Source organism: Cesiribacter sp. SM1 (assembly GCF_020178975.1).
GTDB lineage: Bacteria > Bacteroidota > Bacteroidia > Cytophagales > Cyclobacteriaceae > Cesiribacter.
The window spans coordinates 43,544-61,227 of the sequence record NZ_JAHXBU010000090.1 but is presented as its reverse complement, the minus strand read 5'-3'; the positions used below and the strand labels follow the sequence as shown (position 1 = coordinate 61,227).

The 17,684-nt window shown below is 49.6% G+C and carries 4 protein-coding genes; all 4 read left to right on the top strand.

Going from position 1 to position 17,684, the window contains the following annotated elements; all coding sequences use genetic code 11:
- Positions 1-101 precede the first annotated feature (101 nt).
- The 4 genes from KWJ01_RS16725 (at position 102) to KWJ01_RS16710 (ending at position 17,681) form a co-directional block, all read left to right on the top strand.
- The gene (locus KWJ01_RS16725; RefSeq protein ID WP_224997961.1) at positions 102-4,871 is read left to right on the top strand and encodes a gliding motility-associated C-terminal domain-containing protein; all 4,770 of its coding nucleotides are present in this window, start codon (positions 102-104) and stop codon (positions 4,869-4,871) included.
- Between the two features lie 180 nt (positions 4,872-5,051).
- Positions 5,052-8,042, top strand: coding sequence for a carboxypeptidase-like regulatory domain-containing protein (locus tag KWJ01_RS16720; RefSeq protein WP_224997960.1), 2,991 nt, complete (start codon positions 5,052-5,054; stop codon positions 8,040-8,042).
- 3 nt (positions 8,043-8,045) lie between these two features.
- Positions 8,046-12,734 carry a TonB-dependent receptor plug domain-containing protein gene (locus KWJ01_RS16715; protein ID WP_224997959.1) on the top strand — a complete coding sequence of 1,563 codons (4,689 nt, stop codon included), beginning with the start codon at positions 8,046-8,048 and terminating at the stop codon, positions 12,732-12,734.
- 174 nt (positions 12,735-12,908) lie between these two features.
- Positions 12,909-17,681 (top strand): gliding motility-associated C-terminal domain-containing protein, encoded by a 4,773-nt coding sequence (locus tag KWJ01_RS16710; RefSeq protein ID WP_224997958.1) that lies wholly within the window; start codon positions 12,909-12,911, stop codon positions 17,679-17,681.
- The last annotated feature ends 3 nt before the right edge of the window (positions 17,682-17,684 follow it).

Sequence of the window (17,684 nt, the reverse complement as noted above, 5' to 3'; positions counted from 1 at the left end):
AATAAAATTCATGCAAGATCCACAAAAGCATTTTTCTATGCGAGGCGGATACAGCATTTTTGTAAATTATAACGTTAATTGGTTACGGACTCATATCTTACATGAAACAATATAAGAATTTTCTGCCCCGGTACTTTTGGCTCCTGTTGCTGATTGCGTTTGGGCAGCTACCTCTCTGTGCTTTAGGACAGGACCTTTCGGATACAAGGTGGTATTTTGGTAACTCTGCTCCCTGGCTTAATTTTGGAAGCGGCAGTGCAAGCGTTGTTACTAACCCGGCTCAGCATACCCCTTACGGCACAGCAGGCAGTGTGGTTGCTACTGATTTCAGAACCGGCGACCTAATCTTTTATTCCGACGGTAACCAGCTGATTGGCCCAGATAATACCCCCATTGCCACCCTGCCTGGTGACCCTGCGCTGCCCCAGCCTGTGCATGCTACACCCGTACCGGGAGTGGAAAATGCATACAACATATTTGTACTTAACTCAGCCCGGGAGCTGCAGTGGGCCCGTTACGATGCTACCAACCCTACAGCAACCTTAAACTTCCAGCCACTGAACATTGGTGGCACCGCCTCCGGCGTAATGGAGGTAGTAAGAGGCTCTACAGGCGATGGTTATGTATACTGGCTGGTGGTGCCACTGCAGGGCAATGCCGCCCGCTTTGCACTGGTGCGTGTAAACGGCAGCGGTGCACCTGCATCAACAGTAGTAACAGTTACCAACAATGTGCCTGATTTTAACCCGGTTTCCCTGGCCTACTCCGAAGAAACCGGTCTGCTGGCAGTAGGCAATGCTGCTTCCGGTTCAGATACCGGTGTACTTGTCTATTCTTTTGCAGCTGACCCCAGCCAGCCCGATCCTTCGCAGCTGGCTGCAGTGGGTGCACTTACTGATGTAGATCCTGCCGCAGCCACCAATGGCCTGGCCTGGGCTGGCGATCACCTCTACGTATCTAAAACAGCAGCAGGTGGTGGCAACCTCTACCACTACGATTTTACAGATTTTGACCCTGCAGATCCTTTGACCCTACCTACCGGCGATGCGGTCCCCGGCGCTGCCTTTGCTCAAAATCTTGATTTACGTACTGCCCCTAACGGGGAAGTATACTTACTATATCGCAGTTCAGCAGGTGGTGCCGCACAGGTGGGCCGTGTAAGAAACCCTACAGGCGACAGCCCAGGATTTGTAGCTGCTGTAACAGGCACTACAAACTTTAACGGTACCCGCTTTTCACGTTCTGCTTTTCCTTCCTATGTACCGAACCCTCCCTTTGACTTTGATTACAGCGCAGCCTGTACCAAAGCCCCTGTTTACTTTTACCCTAAGTTCCAGGGCGAGGGTCCTGAAAAGGTAGAGTGGCATATCAATGGTCAAAAAGAATCAGATGTGCTGCAACCCTACTTTACATTTGACCAGGCCAGCACCATTTCTGTAGAGATGAGGGCTTTCTTTCCGGGCACTGTAAAAAGTGTTAGCAAACAGATAACCATTAACGAAGCTCCGGAACTGCAGATAGAGCAGGAATATATCATATGCCCTGATGCAGATTCGGTTATTACCCTGGTGATCAATGATGCACAGGGAAATGAAGTCACTGATCAGTATGTTAATAACATCACCTGGTACAAGCCACAGACGGTAAAGGAAGTAGGTAAAGACCCTGTAGAAGTAGGAGTTAAAGAAATAACAGTTGCCACCTATTTAAGTGATACTCTGGATGATGGTACCTTCCCAGAAGCCGGCACCTATTATGTAGTAGTTAACGCCAATGGCTGCGAATTATATGCGGCCTTTGAGGTGGTGGTGTATAACGATGAGTTCTCGAAAGCCAATGTCTGGTACTTTGGCAATGGCGCAGGTATTAATTTTAATACCAACCCTCCTACGCCAATAGACGACAGCCAGATGAGATCTCCGGATGAAGCCTTTGAAGGAACGACTATCTCCGTAGATGGCAATTCTGAACCACTGTTTTACACCAATGGCGAAACGCTCTGGACGCGCGACTCCGGCGATGCAGATGATGCCCATGACAGGGCTCCTAATGGCAATGATTTAGGTGGCAGCAGAAATGCAAGCCAGAACTCTCTGCTCATTCCACACCCCAGCGATCCTTCCCTGCATTATCTCTTTACCATCTCTAACGAGGATGTACCCTTCAATAAAGCTTTAAGCTATACGGTTGCTGATTTAAAAGGAAATACTACTACCCCTCCTGCTGCGGTGGCTCCTGACGTGGAGCTGGCGCAATCTTCGCAGGAGTTTGTAAAGGCACGCCTGCTGTTTCCGCAGGTGGCCGAAAAACTTGCAGGTACCTCACGTACAGGCTGGGTAATTGCACACGAGCTGAACAATAACCGCTTTATCAGCTATCCTGTAACACAGGAGGGTATTGGCTCACCGGTATTTTCACTGGCGGGCAGCGTTGTTACCGAGCAGCAGTCAAAAGGCTATATGGTGCTCTCGCCAAACGACAGCCTGCTGGCTGTTGCACTCCCCGATGGCGGCTCTGGCGGTAACATCGAAATCTTCAGGTTTAACTCTACCACCGGCCGGGTGAGTGGCACAGATGTTGTAAGGATTCCTGTAGAAGGAAATGGCGCCCCTGTATATGGTGTAGCCTTTTCTCCCGATAGCAAACGTCTGTTCTACACCCTTAGTGGTCCACAGTCGCAGCTCTACCAGCTAAGCATCGACAGTGCTTTTACCCAGGCAGGCATTGAAGAGACCCGTGTATTGGTAGCCGAAGAAAATGAAGTATGGGGTGCCCTCCAGCTAAGCCCACAGGGAGCCATTTATATGGCACGTAATGGCGCGAATAACCTGGGCCTGATACAAAGCCCGTCTGACAGCCTTACAGAAACCAATGCTGCCGATGCATTCAGGCTGGATGGTTTGCAGGATGCGCTCTCAGGCACCAGCTTGTTAGGCCTGCCAAACCTTGCCGATAACATTGGCCGCCAGGTGCCCGATGCTACGGTTACTGCCATGAGTGTCTGCGCAGATGCTACCGGCAATGGCCAGGTGGAGATTATTGGTACCCGCCGCTATAATAATGAGCAATATGTATTCAAGGTGTACCAGGCAAATAACCTTAATACGGTATACCAGCAAATGGGTCCTCAGCAGGATAGCCTTGCTACATTCAGCCTGCCTCCCGGCGACTACCGGGTGGAGCTGGAGCTGGTGGCCTGTGATCTAACCTTCCCAACAGACTACAGTGGCGAACCCGAGGTTTTTGCCCTGTTCTCGGTAGGCGCCCAACCGGAGGCCAACATCAAAAACGATGATGCCAACCCCGGAGAGATCCTTACGCTTTGCGAAGACCAGGGCATCACCCTGGAGGGCGAAGCACTGGTGGAGGGCCAGCCGCAGAATCCTGCTGATTACTTCTTTACCTGGACGAACGAACTAACCGGCATGGTGATGGGTAATTCACCCAACCAGCTGGTAACAGAAGCCGGTTCTTACAGACTGGATGTAGTAAACATCATTACCGGTTGTGCTGCAGATCCTGTGTACATCCAGGTTGCCGACTCCCGCCCCGAGGCAGATCTTGGCGATGATATTGAACTTTGTGTGGGCGAAGACCTGCCCAGAAACGAACTGGTGGCTACCGGTGCCCCTGCCAATTCGCTCATCAGGTGGCTGCGTTCAGTAAATGGTGGTCCGTTCAACAACCTGGGCAACACAACTTCCAGGCAGTCGCTTAGCGATGTAAACGTGAACCAGCCAGGTACCTACCGTTATGTGGTAGAGGTAAGGCCGGGCGAAACGGGTGCTACCTGTTTAAAAGCAGATACCCTTACCATTAGCATAGCGGCAGCTCCAATTGTTACCCTACGCCCCACCAACAACAATTGCAGCGGCAGCACAGATCTGGTGGCTACAGCCAGGGGTGGCAGCGGCAATTATACCTATGAGTTTTTCAGGGGTACCACCAGCATAGGCAGCAATACCACAGGCACCATTACCGTAACGGAAAGCGGTACCTATACAGTACAGGTTTCTGATGCCGGAGCCGACTGCCCCGGCACCTCTGCCGAGCTGGTTGTAGATGTACTCAATGGCATACAGGATCTTACCATTGATGTGAAGCCGGGGTGCCGCCTCCCGGGTATGCAGCCCCTGAATGAAGTAACAGCGGTAACCAGCTATACCGGAGGTATTACCTACGAATGGTACAGCATTACCAATGGCAATGCCAGCAGGCTTAGCTTTGATGATGCCACTATTTATGTACCCGATGGTACCTACCGCGTGGTGGCAAGGGCCGACGAAGGCTGTAATGATGCTACCAAGGATGCCGAAAAAGAGGTAATTAGCATTCCGTCACCACAGTCAGTCATAGATTCGCGCTATACCATCTGCTCCAGCATAGCTGCACGCAGCAGTGTAACTATTGATCTTAGCAGCTTTGGCTATACGGAGATTACCTGGTATAACACAACCAGTGGCCAGCGGGTACCTATCCATAACCTGAGCAGCCTTACTATTTATGAGGCCGGCACCTTCGAAGTAGAGGTAGAAGGTTGTGTAGACCCAGCCCGCTTCAGGGTAGACATTGACTGTACACCTGAGTTGTTCCTGCCCAATGCCATCAGGGTGGGCGGCCAGAACAATGTATTCAAGATTCTGAACCCCGAAATGCTGGAAAACATAGAGAATTTCGAGATTCTGATCTACAACCGCTGGGGAGAAGTAATTTTCCGCAGTACCGAAGCAGCTTTCGAATGGAGAGGAATAGGCCCTAATGGCAAAACTGTTCCTATGAGCAATTATCCGTACCTGATCCTCTACCAGAACAAATACGGAGATGACAGGGATACCAAGAAGGTTTACGGAAGCATTTTTGTGATGTACTAAGTACTAGACACATATTAGACTGATCAGGAGCCGGCCCAGTGCCGGCTCCTTTTTTTTGCCCGGCACCAACTTTAACACTAGTTACAACCATTTCCTGCTAAGCTGTGTCATTACCATACCGACACCCAATAGCCCTTTAGCCACACCTGAAATGAGTTCCTAAGCCCTAAACTTTCTGCTATGAAGAAAGCATTACTCCTTTCCGTATGTTTCTGCTTACTGGCATCAGCCACACTGCTGGGGCAGGATGTTCAAAAAAGAATAGTAAGTGGTGTATTGCTTTCCCCGCAGGGGGAACCTTTACCAGGGGTGAGCATTGTAATAAAGGGCACCACTACGGGTACCGTAACAGATATGGAGGGAGCCTACCGCATAGAGGCACCTCTGGGCGCGGTACTGGTCTATTCTTTCATAGGGTATAGCTCCTATGAGGTAAGGGTTACAGAAAAAAATTCAGCTCCTGTTGGCGGTCAAAGATCAGCTCAGACTGGAGTCTCTTCAGGTACTGTACAGGATTCAAAAAGTACAGCGCCAGCCAGCAAACGCTCAAAGAGAAAAAGCAGGCAACAAAGCCCTAAAACCATGCCTGACCCTGGCAACCCGGTTGAAGAAAGAGGCGTAGCCGTATTATCTGATTCTGCCGCAGGCTTTAAAGTGCTGGGAAACAACAACCTCTACCAAAACCGCATACATGGACCGTTAGCTAAAATCAGGTTTAGCCAGAAAAGAAATGAGTGGGTTCTTGTTCCCTCCTACTACGCCCGGCAACAGAAACCACATTTCCGGCTGGAATTCAGCACTGCCCTAAGCAGCAGCATTGTAAACAGGCTACCAGCGCTCCAGGATGAGTATGCACAGGGAAGAGCTGTAGAAGGTGAGCTGGTGGCCCGTGATCCGGCAGCGGGTGACCCCCACAGCTGGGGACCGCCCCTGCAGGAACTTTCTTATGATGGCAGCGGCAAGCTAATTCCGCGGCAGCAGGGCATGCAGGCGGCAACTGCGTACAATCCGTATGATGCCTTCAGGACAGGATTTGCTACTAACAACCGCCTGCAGCTGTTTACGAGCATCGACAGGCTTACCTTCAAAACGGGCTACAGCAACAAATTTTCTTCGGGCACGCTCCCTGTAAATAGTTACCAGCACCATGCACTTGATTTCTCTGCCAATGCCGAATGGGGGCCTTTACAACCACGCTTGTTCATATCGTACTCCGGGGCCAGAGAAAAGCTGCCGCTAAGAGGTGCCAATGGTGCTGCAGTACTGGGCAGCCTCTATACCACCCCTCCAACCTTCGACCTGATGAATGGTTCCTCTTTCCGCAAGCCATGGAATAAGCAGGCTGCTTACCTGAATGGGGATGGCAGCCAGCGTAGCTTTGCTCCCGGACTGGCAGATCATCCCTACTGGCTGCTCAACACACTACCCGATCAGCAGGAGGAGCAAAAGGCTTTATACGGAATGGAACTGATGTTCAGGAACCACTGGCCTGTTGACCTACAGTACAACCTCTTGCTGGATAAAGCACAAGACCACTCCCTTTTTGGCATACCCCCCGGTGCAGCCGGCGCTACTGCAGCTGTACATGCACCGGCAAGGCTTACCGACAGAAGGTTAAACACTACAGCCCTTACCTCCAGCCTCAATGCCAATTATACATTGCATCCCTACAACAACAGCTGGAATGCTGATTTCCTTGCCACCTATAACTTTAGCTACGATCAGCAGGAGTTAAACCGCTTCGACGGCGCCGGCTTCAGCACTGGTGCTGCTTACAGCCTTGATCAGGCCGCCGAAAGACTGGAGCGGATAAGCAGCCCCTACAGGCGAACACATGAAATTATCACCAAAGGCATGTTTCACTGGAATGTAAATGGCTTGCGAATAGCACAGATGGCCTTTTCCAACCAGATCTACATTTCTAACACACTGGCACCCGATAACAGCAGGTTCTTTTTACCTACTGCCAGCCTAAGCTTTAACCTGCACCAGCTGGAGCTTTTCAGGTACAGCGACTTTCTTTCTGAATTAAGAACCTACGCCACCTACGCCAGTACCTTAAGGGAAGCCCCGCTATTGTACAACCAGTGGCACTTTAATTCCCTGCAGTACACTCCGGAAAGCTACAGGCAGTATTACGAAACAGAAGAACTTTTTAGCCCGCCTGGCTTATTACCGGAACAGCTGAAAAAATGGGAGGCAGGCGTGGATGCCGGGCTGTTTAGAGGCAGGCTTAACCTCCAGGCAAGGTACTTCTTCAACATAACCGACCAGCTGCTGGTGCCAGTTTTTGTGGAAGGGCAGTACCAGTTGAAAAACAGTGCAAAGCTTATTAGCCCGGGCCTGGAAGTAGCCCTGAAAACACATGGTTATTTCAGTGATGGCAGGTGGGAAGCAGGTGCAACCTTTAGCCGCAGCCGCCCTTATGTTAAAGAACTCTATCATGGGGAGGAAAGCTTACCCATTGCCGGCTTCAGCACCATTTCCACAAACCTCATAGAAGGCGAGCCTTATGGCGTGCTTTGGGGCAGCCGCTTTAGCAGAAATAATGAGGGACAGCTTGTGATAGGAAGGGATGGTTTCCCGATTGTTGATGCACAGGCTGGCATAATCGGCAACCCCAATCCCAACTGGCTGGGCAGCGTCTGGGGAACTGCCAATATGGGGAGCTTTGGTTTCGCATTTGCGCTGGAGGTTAAAAAAGGCGGAGATAGCTGGAATGGCACCCAACAATTTTTAAACTACTATGGCCGTTCTCAGTACACAGCCGAACAAAGGCACGTTCGGGGCTATATTTTTACAGGTGTTAACGAAGAAGGTGCGCCCAACCGGCAGCCGGTAGACTTTTATAATCCGGCCAATGCGTTTGCGGAAAATCGGTGGGTGCGTTATGGTGCTGCAGGCGTGGCCGAAGAAGCGGTAGAAGATGCTTCATGGCTGCGGCTCAACGAAATACAGTTCTCCTATCAACTGAAAACAGCAACTGCCAGGCGACTCCATCTGCAGCGGCTAAAGCTAGCCTTGATAGCCAGAAACCTGTTTGTACTCACTAATTACTCAGGCATAGATCCTGCCGGCAGCTTGTTTGGCTACCAGCAGGCCGCGGGGCTCGATCTGTTCAACCAGCCTAATGTGAAGAGTTACGGATTTTCGCTAACACTAAATTTATAAGCCATGAAAGCCTTTAAATTCCGCGCAGCACTGCCCCTGCTTTTTGGTTTGGGCCTGCTTTCGCTAGATGCGCCCCTCCTCTCCGACAGCTTTTTTGGGATGCTTAAAAGCCGCCTGCAGCAGTACCACAAGCAGATGCCGGAAGAAAAGGTATACCTGCAGCTGGATAAACCTTTCTATAAACCGGGCGATGACATCTGGTTCCAGACTTACCTGGTAGATGCCAATCATCATAAAGCCTCCAACATCAGCAATGTGATTTATGTAGAGCTGATCAATCCAAAAGGCAATGTTGAGCAAAAGCTTACCCTCGCAGCAGATGAGGGTACCGCCCGCGGAGATTTTAGCCTTGGTACCGCTGCACCAGGAGGCCTCTATAAGATCAGGGCCTACACCCAGTGGATGCAAAACTTTGGAGAAGAGACATTTTTCACCAAAGAATTCCAGGTGCAGAAAATCATTAACCCTAAACTGCTCCTGAAGCTTGATTTTGAACGTGATGCCTACGGTCCATCAGAAAAAGTAGTGGCTACCCTAAAGGCGCGCGACCTGGAAAACCTGCCCATTGCCAGCCAGGAGGTAAGCTACAGCGTTCAGCTGGCCGGAAAGCAGCTGATGCAGCGTAAAGCTACTACCGGTGCAGATGGCCAGGTAGTGCTGAGCTTCAGCCTGCCCGATACCCTTAGCAGCTCCGACGGGCTGCTGAACATTATTGTTCCGCACAAAGGCATAACAGAATCAATCTCCCGCTCCATACCAATAGTGCTGCATAACATAGACCTGCAGTTTTTCCCTGAAGGAGGCGATCTCGTAAGTGGCATGCAGAGCAAAGTAGCTTTTAAAGCCCTGAACGAGTGGGGCAAAGCTGCCGATGTGGAAGGCGTGGTAGTCGATGATGCCGGTAAAGAAGTTCTGGTTTTTAAAAGCTTTCACAAAGGCATGGGTGCCTTTACCTTTACCCCCGAAAGCGGCAGGAAGTACAGCGCAAAAGTCACCAAACCGGTTGAGCTGGCAAAAAGATATCCCCTGCCCGATGCCATGCCCAATGGCTGGGGCCTTGGCATAGAGAAAAAGAACGACAACGTACTGCAGGTTACAGTTTACAGTCCCCTGCTGAAGCCCCTCTACCTGGTGGGGCAACTCAGGGGCGAAATTTACTACACCAAAGAAATACTGCCCGCCAAAGGGTACAATACAATAGAAGTTCCCCTGGATAGTTTCCCTATCGGGGTAGCACAGTTTACCCTATTCGACCATCAGCAGCTCGAGCGCTGTGAGCGACTGGTGTTTGTTAACCAGCACCGCAAACTTCGTGTAGATATTACGGCCGATAAAGACTATTACCAGCCCCGCGAAAAAGTGGAGCTCAACATTCGCACCTACGACGAACACCAGCTGCCGGTACCGGCAAAACTTTCCATATCAGTGGTAGATGATAAGCTCATTAGCTTTGCCGATGATAAGCAGGATAATATTTTATCGTACCTCCTGCTGAGCAGCGATGTACGCGGCAAAATTGAAGAACCCTCCTTTTACTTCGACCCCCGGGAACCTAAAGCCACCGAAGCCCTCGATTACCTGCTGATGACCCAGGCCTGGCGCCGCTTTAGCTGGCAGGAGGTGCAGGAGCGAAACAATAAAATAGGCTTATATCCCGAAAAGCTGGGTTCTGTTTCCGGCAGGGTGATCAACACTGCCACCAACAAGCCCGCAGAAGCCACCGTTACCCTGGTTGAGGTAAGCAACCGCCGCCGTGCTGCCCAGCTAAAAACCAAACCCGATGGCAGCTTCCTGTTCCTGAAGGTAGATCCTGCTGCTGCCGTGCAGCTGTTTGCCAGGGGCAGTGGGGTAAAAGAAGAAAACCTGCAGCTGGTGCTGGATAAAGATGTCTCTCCCTACTACGACTTTCTGGTAGAAACAGGCGGTATGCCGCCAGTACAGGAGATGTTTGAGATGGCTGACTGGAGCACTGTAGAAATTATTGAAGTGTCCGATGAGGAAGAAATTGAAAGTGATTTATCTTTCTCTGATGTGGAAGCCATGCCCGTTACCAGCCAGGCTGTGGTATTGCAGGAAGATGTAGAGCAGCTCTCGGAAGTGGTGGTAGTTGGTTATGGCATCCAGGAAAGAAAAAGCCTGGGTTATGCCGTTACTTCCATTCAGAAAGAGGAAATTGCCAGCCTGCCCAGCCAGACCATTGAGCAGGTATTGCAGGGAAGAGTTGCCGGCGTACAGATTGCACAGAATTCATCAACCCCCGGAGCCTCGGCAAGCATCAGCATCAGGGGTAGCAGCAGCATTGCCAGCGGAGAGCCACTGTATGTGGTAGATGGCTTCCCAATCCAGGGCAATGGCAGAAACAGCCAGGCAGCACTCGGTTTTCTGTCGCCCGACGATATCCGCAGCATTACAGTTTTAAAATCTGCTGAAGCAACAGCCATCTATGGTAGCCGGGCCACCAATGGGGTAATCCTGATCAACACCAAATCGGGCCGTTACTATGGTGCAGATTATGAGTCCAGGTATCCTAACAACTTTGCCAGCCTCTATATTGAGCCTCGCAGGTTTTCCCCTGTACGGGAATTTTACAGCCCCGAATATGCAGAAAAGGCGCCCGTGGAGAATCGGGAGGATTTCAGGGAAACCATTTACTGGAACCCCCTGGTGCAGACCGACCGCAGGGGTGAAGCCAGGGTGAGCTTCTACAACTCCGATGCTACCACGGCCTTTAGGGTTACTGCCGAAGGTATTGGCGCCAATGGCTATGCAGGCCGCCAGGAATGGGTGTACAGCACCACCCTTCCTTTGAGCGTAGAGGCTAAGATTCCGGCTTATCTAAGCTTCGAAGACAGGGTTTCCATACCCATTCAGCTTACCAACAACACCGGCAAAGCAATAAAAGGCAGGCTGGAGGTGGTAGCGCCTTCTGTTCTGAAAGCCAGCAGCAGCTGGAAACCTGCCGTGGAGGTGGCAGCAAACTCCACCGCCACTTATTATTTCGATGCCCTGGTGCAGAACGAAGCAGGCGATTTTACGCTGCAGGTTAATTTTGAAAACAGTGAGTTTAAGGACCAGGTGGCGCAGACTATCGAGGTGCTGCCAAAAGGATTTCCGGTAGAGGTTTCGTTTTCAGGTCAGGAGCTGGAAAAAGCCTTCTCTTTCTTGATCAAAGATCCGGTACCTGGTTCTGTTTCTGCAGGCTTTACCGCTTACCCTAACGTAGTGGGCGACCTTTTAGGCGGCATTGCTTCCATTCTTCAGCAGCCACACGGATGTTTTGAACAGGTATCTTCCAGCACCTACCCTAACGTACTGGCCCTGCAGTTTATGCGGGAGACCAATAGTGCCGATCCTGCCGTTGAGAAAAAAGCAATTGCCTACATAAAAGATGGCTATAAGCGACTGGCCGCCTACGAAACCAGTGCAGGGGGTTTTGAGTGGTATGGCGATACCCCTCCTCATGAAGGCCTCACTGCTTTTGGTCTGCTGGAGCTCACAGAGATGAAAGAGGTGTGGGATGGTGTGAGCACCCCACTGCTGAACAGAACGAGAGAGTTTTTACTTGACCGCCGCACCGGCGACGGTAACTTTAAGCAGGACAGGGGCAAGTATGGCTTTTCCGGTGCCAGCAGGGAAGTAACCAATGCCTACATTGTGTATGCGCTTTCGGCCTGTGGGGTAGACAAACCCATCCAGAAAGAGTTTGAGCTTGCCCTCCAGGAGGCGCTGAAAAGTGGCGATGCCTACCGCATGGCGCTTATGGCTAATGCAGCCTTTAATCTCAGGAAGGAGCCTGAGGCTGCCAGGCTCATGCAGGGCCTTAGAAAGCAGCTTAAAGCTGAAGGTTGGGGCAAGCTAAAGGCAGACCACTCCCTGGTAAGAAGCTATGGCAATTCGCTGCAGATAGAAACTGCCTCTCTTATTGCCATGGCCATGATGAAAGAAGCGCAGCCGCAGCTCTTGCAGCTCCAGGAAGCCATCAACTACCTGGTAGGAACCCGCACCCACGGCTATTTTGGCTCCACCCAGGGCACCATTTTAGCCTTGACTGCTCTTACAGATTATGCTAAATTTTCACGTAAAACCCAGGACGATGGCCTGATCTCCCTCTATCTGAACGGCACCCCTCTGGCCAGCACCCGCTATGAAAAAGAGCAGCGGGAAGAAATTTTGCTGGCAAGCCTGGAGAAAGGCATGGCAGCTGGCAGCCAGAGCTTCAGGCTTGTATTTGATGACACCAAAGAAGCCCTGCCCTACTCCTTTAACGCCCGTTGGACCAGCTACACCCCAGCCTCCAGCAAAGATTGCCGGGTAGAGCTTAGCACCAGGCTTTCTGCTGCCGAAGTAAAGCTGAATGAAACCGTCCGCTTAACCACTACTCTAACAAACAGAACCGCCAGTGGTATACCACAAACGGTAGCCATTGTAGGCATACCGTCAGGCCTCAGCCTGCAGCCCTGGCAGCTCAAGGAGTACCAGGAAAAAGGACTCTTTGATTTCTATGAAGTACAGGGCAATTTTGTAGTCTTCTACTACCGAGAAATGGCCCCTAAAGACAAACGGGTTATCTCCCTGGACCTGCGGGCAGAGATTCCCGGCACCTACCAGGCATCTGCCTCCAGCGCCTACCTATACTACACCAGCGAACATAAAGACTGGGAAGAGGGAGCAAAGGTTAGGGTACTAAAATGATGATAGGAGGGAGCATAAGGCTCCCTTTTTTGTGTCTGCCCGCCTGAAAATCATTATTTCTCGCAGCTTCCTTACATCTCAATTCTACCTGATGTAATTATTGTTACTTTTAGCTTATAATCACCTCTTATGCAGCGGGTAACCCTTCTCTGCCTATCTTTTGTGGCCATACTTATGGCTGGAACATCCCTTTTTGCACAGGAAGCCTTTGCTCCCGAACAGCTCTATTTCCAGGGAGAGGTAATCCGCAAGGTAAGTGTTGGCCATAATGCTGTGTGGGTCGTTAAGGGGCAGGACAGTACAGGGGTTGGCAAGTTAGATATGCAAGGTATAGAACATGATTATACCTCCAGAATAAACACTACTGTACCCCTAACCGGAATTGTTGGCAAGTATGGAGACAGTGCCATGATTGCCACCAGGGGTAATTACCTGCTCCTGTACGATAAGGGTAAGATTACCCAACTGGATGAAAGTTATGGAGTAAGGAGTAGTACAATCAATGATATAGCTGGCACAGTAAGATATAGCTATTTCGCAATGGATAACGGATATCAGGAGACCTATGACAATGTACGATTTAACCCATTACAATATGACGGTGCCCGCATATTGAGGGTTTCTTCTGAACACAGAGGCACTTCTGCAATAGCTTATCCGGTGAGAGATGAGATATGTGCTGGTAGTATCACAAATGCATTAAGGGTATTAATCAGAGAGAACGGAGAAATCTCTCTTGCTGCTTTCAATTTAGACCAATTATCTGATCTTCATGCAATAGCTGCTTTCAACGGGTATCCAAATTTGCCTGTCACGGTCTATGCAGGACATTCAAAGGGATTAAAAATACGGTTCAAGGACTGTTTCAGGGAAATTGGCAGTGCTTTACAGGATACTGCTGTCTATGCTATAAAGAATTATGGTGAAACTATGCTAATTGGCACCGACAAGGGCCTTTTCTACACAGCTGCAGGGGAAATATCAATCACAACACATGCTATAGATTTGGGTGCGGATTATGAAATTTTTGATATTGCAGTCGATCAGGAAAACGGAGTTGTGTGGTTGGGTACTGATCAGGGACTATTAAAAATAAGTGAGGAATACAAAGCACCCACAACTGCGCTTGCCATAGGAAGCATATCTTGGGCAAAAAGCCTTGGAAGCTCTTTTACAGACAGCCCTAAGGCCATGGCTACTGACAAAAAAGGGAATGTATATGTTACCGGTAGCTTTAGTGGCATGGTTAATTTTGGAGATTCTGTTTTGATATCTCAAACTCAGGAATCTTATTTTTTGGCAAAATACACTGCAGATGGCAAGTTTCTTTGGGTACGGTCTGCCACGCATCTGGAGAAAGTTACAATTGATATGACTGGAAGTGGTATCACGCTAGCTGTAGATGACCAGGAGAATGTATATGCTGTGGTCAGCTATTGGCATAAATTTGGCTATAAGGCTGGTGATCTGGATTTTGGTTTTGGTATAAAACCACCTCCTCCCCCAACATTAAGGAACAGTATTATGGTAAAATATAATGCTGCCGGTACAACTCAGTGGGCAAAGCACATAGAAGGCGCAAGTACAGTGGAGCGTATACAACTTGAAACTGACCAGGCTGGCAACCTTTACCTCTCTAAATTTGCCAATGAGACAAGAATCATTTATAAATATAATTCAGCATTTGAACAGGAATGGCTCAGAACTTATCCTCCGAATTTTGATTTTTTTAAGCTCAATCAAAACGGAGAGTTTTACCTTTCAGGTTCATTTAACCATATTCTGGAAGTCGGAAAGCTAAAATTATATAACCGTGGTGTTAGTGAACTTGTGGTGCTAAAGTTAAACCAGAATGGAATGCCAATATGGGGGACGCAATTTGGTGATTATGTACAAAGCTTTTCAAATGCTAAAAACATTACGGACATTACTTCTGACGTTCAGGGCAATGTGTATGTTACGGGACAATTTGAACTTCATTTATCTATTGATACCAGCACTGCTTTTTACGTACAACCAGGTAATCGTGGTATTTTTTATGCCAAGATCAATCCCATTGGAAGGCTGGAATGGGTAAGATGTGGTGAAACTGGAGACGAGTGGCCGAGTCAGCAAATACTGGTAGATTCAGTTGGACATACCATCCTGATGGGTAGATCGAAAAAAAATTTGAAACTAGGAGAATTTTCACTTGAAGGAGCACCTGACAAATCTGAACTATACATGGTTAAGTTTGATTCAGGTGGAAATCTCTCATGGAGCTTTTCTATACCCGGAGTGACCAATGATAATTATGCAGCAAAATTTCTTGCTAAAGGAGTGAAGAACCATCTCTTTTTGTACGGTCAGCTAAGCACAAATAACCTGTTGTTAAATGGTAATCTGCTTCAGGCAAAAGGCCCCACAAATATTTTCCTTGCTAAAGTCAGCGATCCTACAAGCAAATACAACGAGCATGTTGTAAGAGGTAAAACCTTTTTTGATGAAAACAAAAACGGCAGGTTCGACGATGGAGATGAACCCATTGCTGATCACATCATCAAATCAGAGCCTGGACCACTTTACACTAAATCGGATCAGAACGGCAATTATGAATTCTATCTTCAGCAGGGTGATTACACCCTAGAACAAATCATTCCTAACCTCAAAGGCAGGTTCGTCAAACAGACAGCTCCTAGTCAGCCTTACGTGCTAAAGCTTTCTTCCACAAAGGTAGACACATCAGGCTTCGACTTTGCCAATGATGTAAAAGTATCACCTTTCCTTTCTGTAGATGTTACCTCCACCCGCTTCAGGCGCTGCTTTACCAACACCACAAAGGTGGAGTACTGCAACGAAGGCTATGCCGATGCCCGGAATGTAGAGCTGGTGCTGGAGTATCCTGATTATGTGATCCCTATTGCCAGCAGCATTCCCTGGACCTCTAAAACAGGAAATAAGTACACCTTCCAGATTGGAGCAATGGCCGCACAGAGTTGCAGGACCATCACCCTGAAAGATTCTGTTATCTGTGGAAATGAATCCATCCGCGGCCTGACCCAGTGCATAAAAGCGTATATACTGCCGCCTAACACAACCCTTAACACACATCCTGACTGGGATGGCTCTGATGTTGAGCTCACTGCAGTATGCAAAGACAATGGCTTTGTGCGGGTAGGCTTCAGGAATTCAGGCGAGGGCAGTATGGCCGACAGTGCCAGCTTCAGCATACATCTGGACCAGCAGCAGGTTTATAGCGGAAAGTATAAGCTAAAAGCAGGTGAAGATCTAAGTCTCAACCTGCTGGCCAATGGCAAGCCCCTGCACCTGGAAGCACAGCTTACCCCGCATCATCCTGAAAAAAGAACAGTTTCCATCACCATACAAGGCTGCAATAATGGCGGAGCAGGTATCATCAACGGCGGTTATGTAAACCAGTTCCCCCAGAACGATGAAGCAGAAAACATAGAAATGCTCTGCCTGCCCATCATCGACAGCTATGACCCTAATGATAAAAGGGTAGCACCAGCAGGTATCACTGCTACTAACAACATTGCCGAAGATTCCCAGCTGGAGTACACCATCCGCTTCCAGAATACCGGCACCGATACAGCCTACACAGTAGTGGTGGTAGATCCGCTAAGCGAGCACCTGGATATCTCTACCCTCAAAGTAGGCATTGCCTCACACCCGGTACAGTGGGAAATCAGCAGGGACAACCAGCCCTCCATCATCTGGCGATTTAAGAAGATTAACCTGCCCGACAGCACTACCAATGAGCGGGCATCGCATGGCTTTGTCAAGTTCAAGATCAGTCCCAAAGAAGGCTTGCCTAAAGGTACCATCATCAGGAATAAGGCTGATATTTACTTTGACTACAACAGCCCCATCATCACCAATGAGGTATTCAACACCCTTGGCCTGCCAGAGCCAAGTGCAGGAGAAAAAGTGCTGGTGCAGAACTGCAACACCAGAATAGATCTTCAGCAGGAAGCAGATGCAGCAGTAGTTTTATGTGGTGGTGCAAGTAGCTACCAGCTAAGCCGTCAGCTTCCAGTCAATGGCCGGGGCATGTGGAAAGTAAGCAAAGGAACAGCAGTACTGGCAGATCCTTTCAACCACCAGACCCTTGCCACCAACCTTAGCTTTGGTGAGAATGAGTTCAGCTGGATTGTTACCTACTGCGACCAGGTGGTGAGCAGCAAAGTAACTGTTATCCGGGAGCAGCCTCTTGAAAAGCCACAGGTACAGCATCCTGAATACATCTGCCAGGGCGACACCTACCCTGCCATTACAGCTACCGGCGAAGGCATTGAATGGTACCGCGATGAGGCACTGACCCAACTGGCCCTGAAGGGCAACACCTACCAGCCATCAGGACAGGAATCAGAAACGCTTTATGTGATCCAGAGAAATGAGCACTGCAGCAGTGCTGCTACTGTGGTACCTGTGTTGGTGCATGAGCCGCCGCTGCCTCCTGTAACTACTCCGGTAGAAGCTTGTGTTGAGGTAGCGCCGCCTGTGCTTACTGCACAGGGCAGCACCATTCGCTGGTATGCCGATGCTGGCAAACAGCAGCTCCTGGCAGAGGGAGATAGCTTCTCTCCTGCTGATAAAAGCTCCCGCAGTTACTGGGCTACCCAAAGCAGTGAGTACTGCGAAAGCCAGCCTGCAGAAGTGGTTTTCACAGCCAAACACTTCGATCCTGCCAAAGCCTACATCGCCAATGTGGTTACCCCTAACGGTGATGGTAAGAACCAACTCTACTATGTGAAAGACTTCGAAGGCAGGGAGTGTATGGGCGAGTTTATCTCCATCAGGATCTACAACCGCTGGGGCAAGCAGGTCTACGAAAGCAAAGCAGCAGACTTCCGCTGGGATGCCAGCGCTCTTCCTGTGGGTGTTTACTACTACCGCATGAACTACCAGCTAAACAAATTCCAGGGTGCAATTCAGGTTTTAAGATAGGCC

Coding starts and splice junctions, on each gene's coding strand:
- KWJ01_RS16725 (WP_224997961.1), top strand. CDS start 102: ATGAAACAATATAAGAATTTTCTGCCCCGGTACTTTTGGCTCCTGTTG.
- KWJ01_RS16720 (WP_224997960.1), top strand. CDS start 5,052: ATGAAGAAAGCATTACTCCTTTCCGTATGTTTCTGCTTACTGGCATCA.
- KWJ01_RS16715 (WP_224997959.1), top strand. CDS start 8,046: ATGAAAGCCTTTAAATTCCGCGCAGCACTGCCCCTGCTTTTTGGTTTG.
- KWJ01_RS16710 (WP_224997958.1), top strand. CDS start 12,909: ATGGCTGGAACATCCCTTTTTGCACAGGAAGCCTTTGCTCCCGAACAG.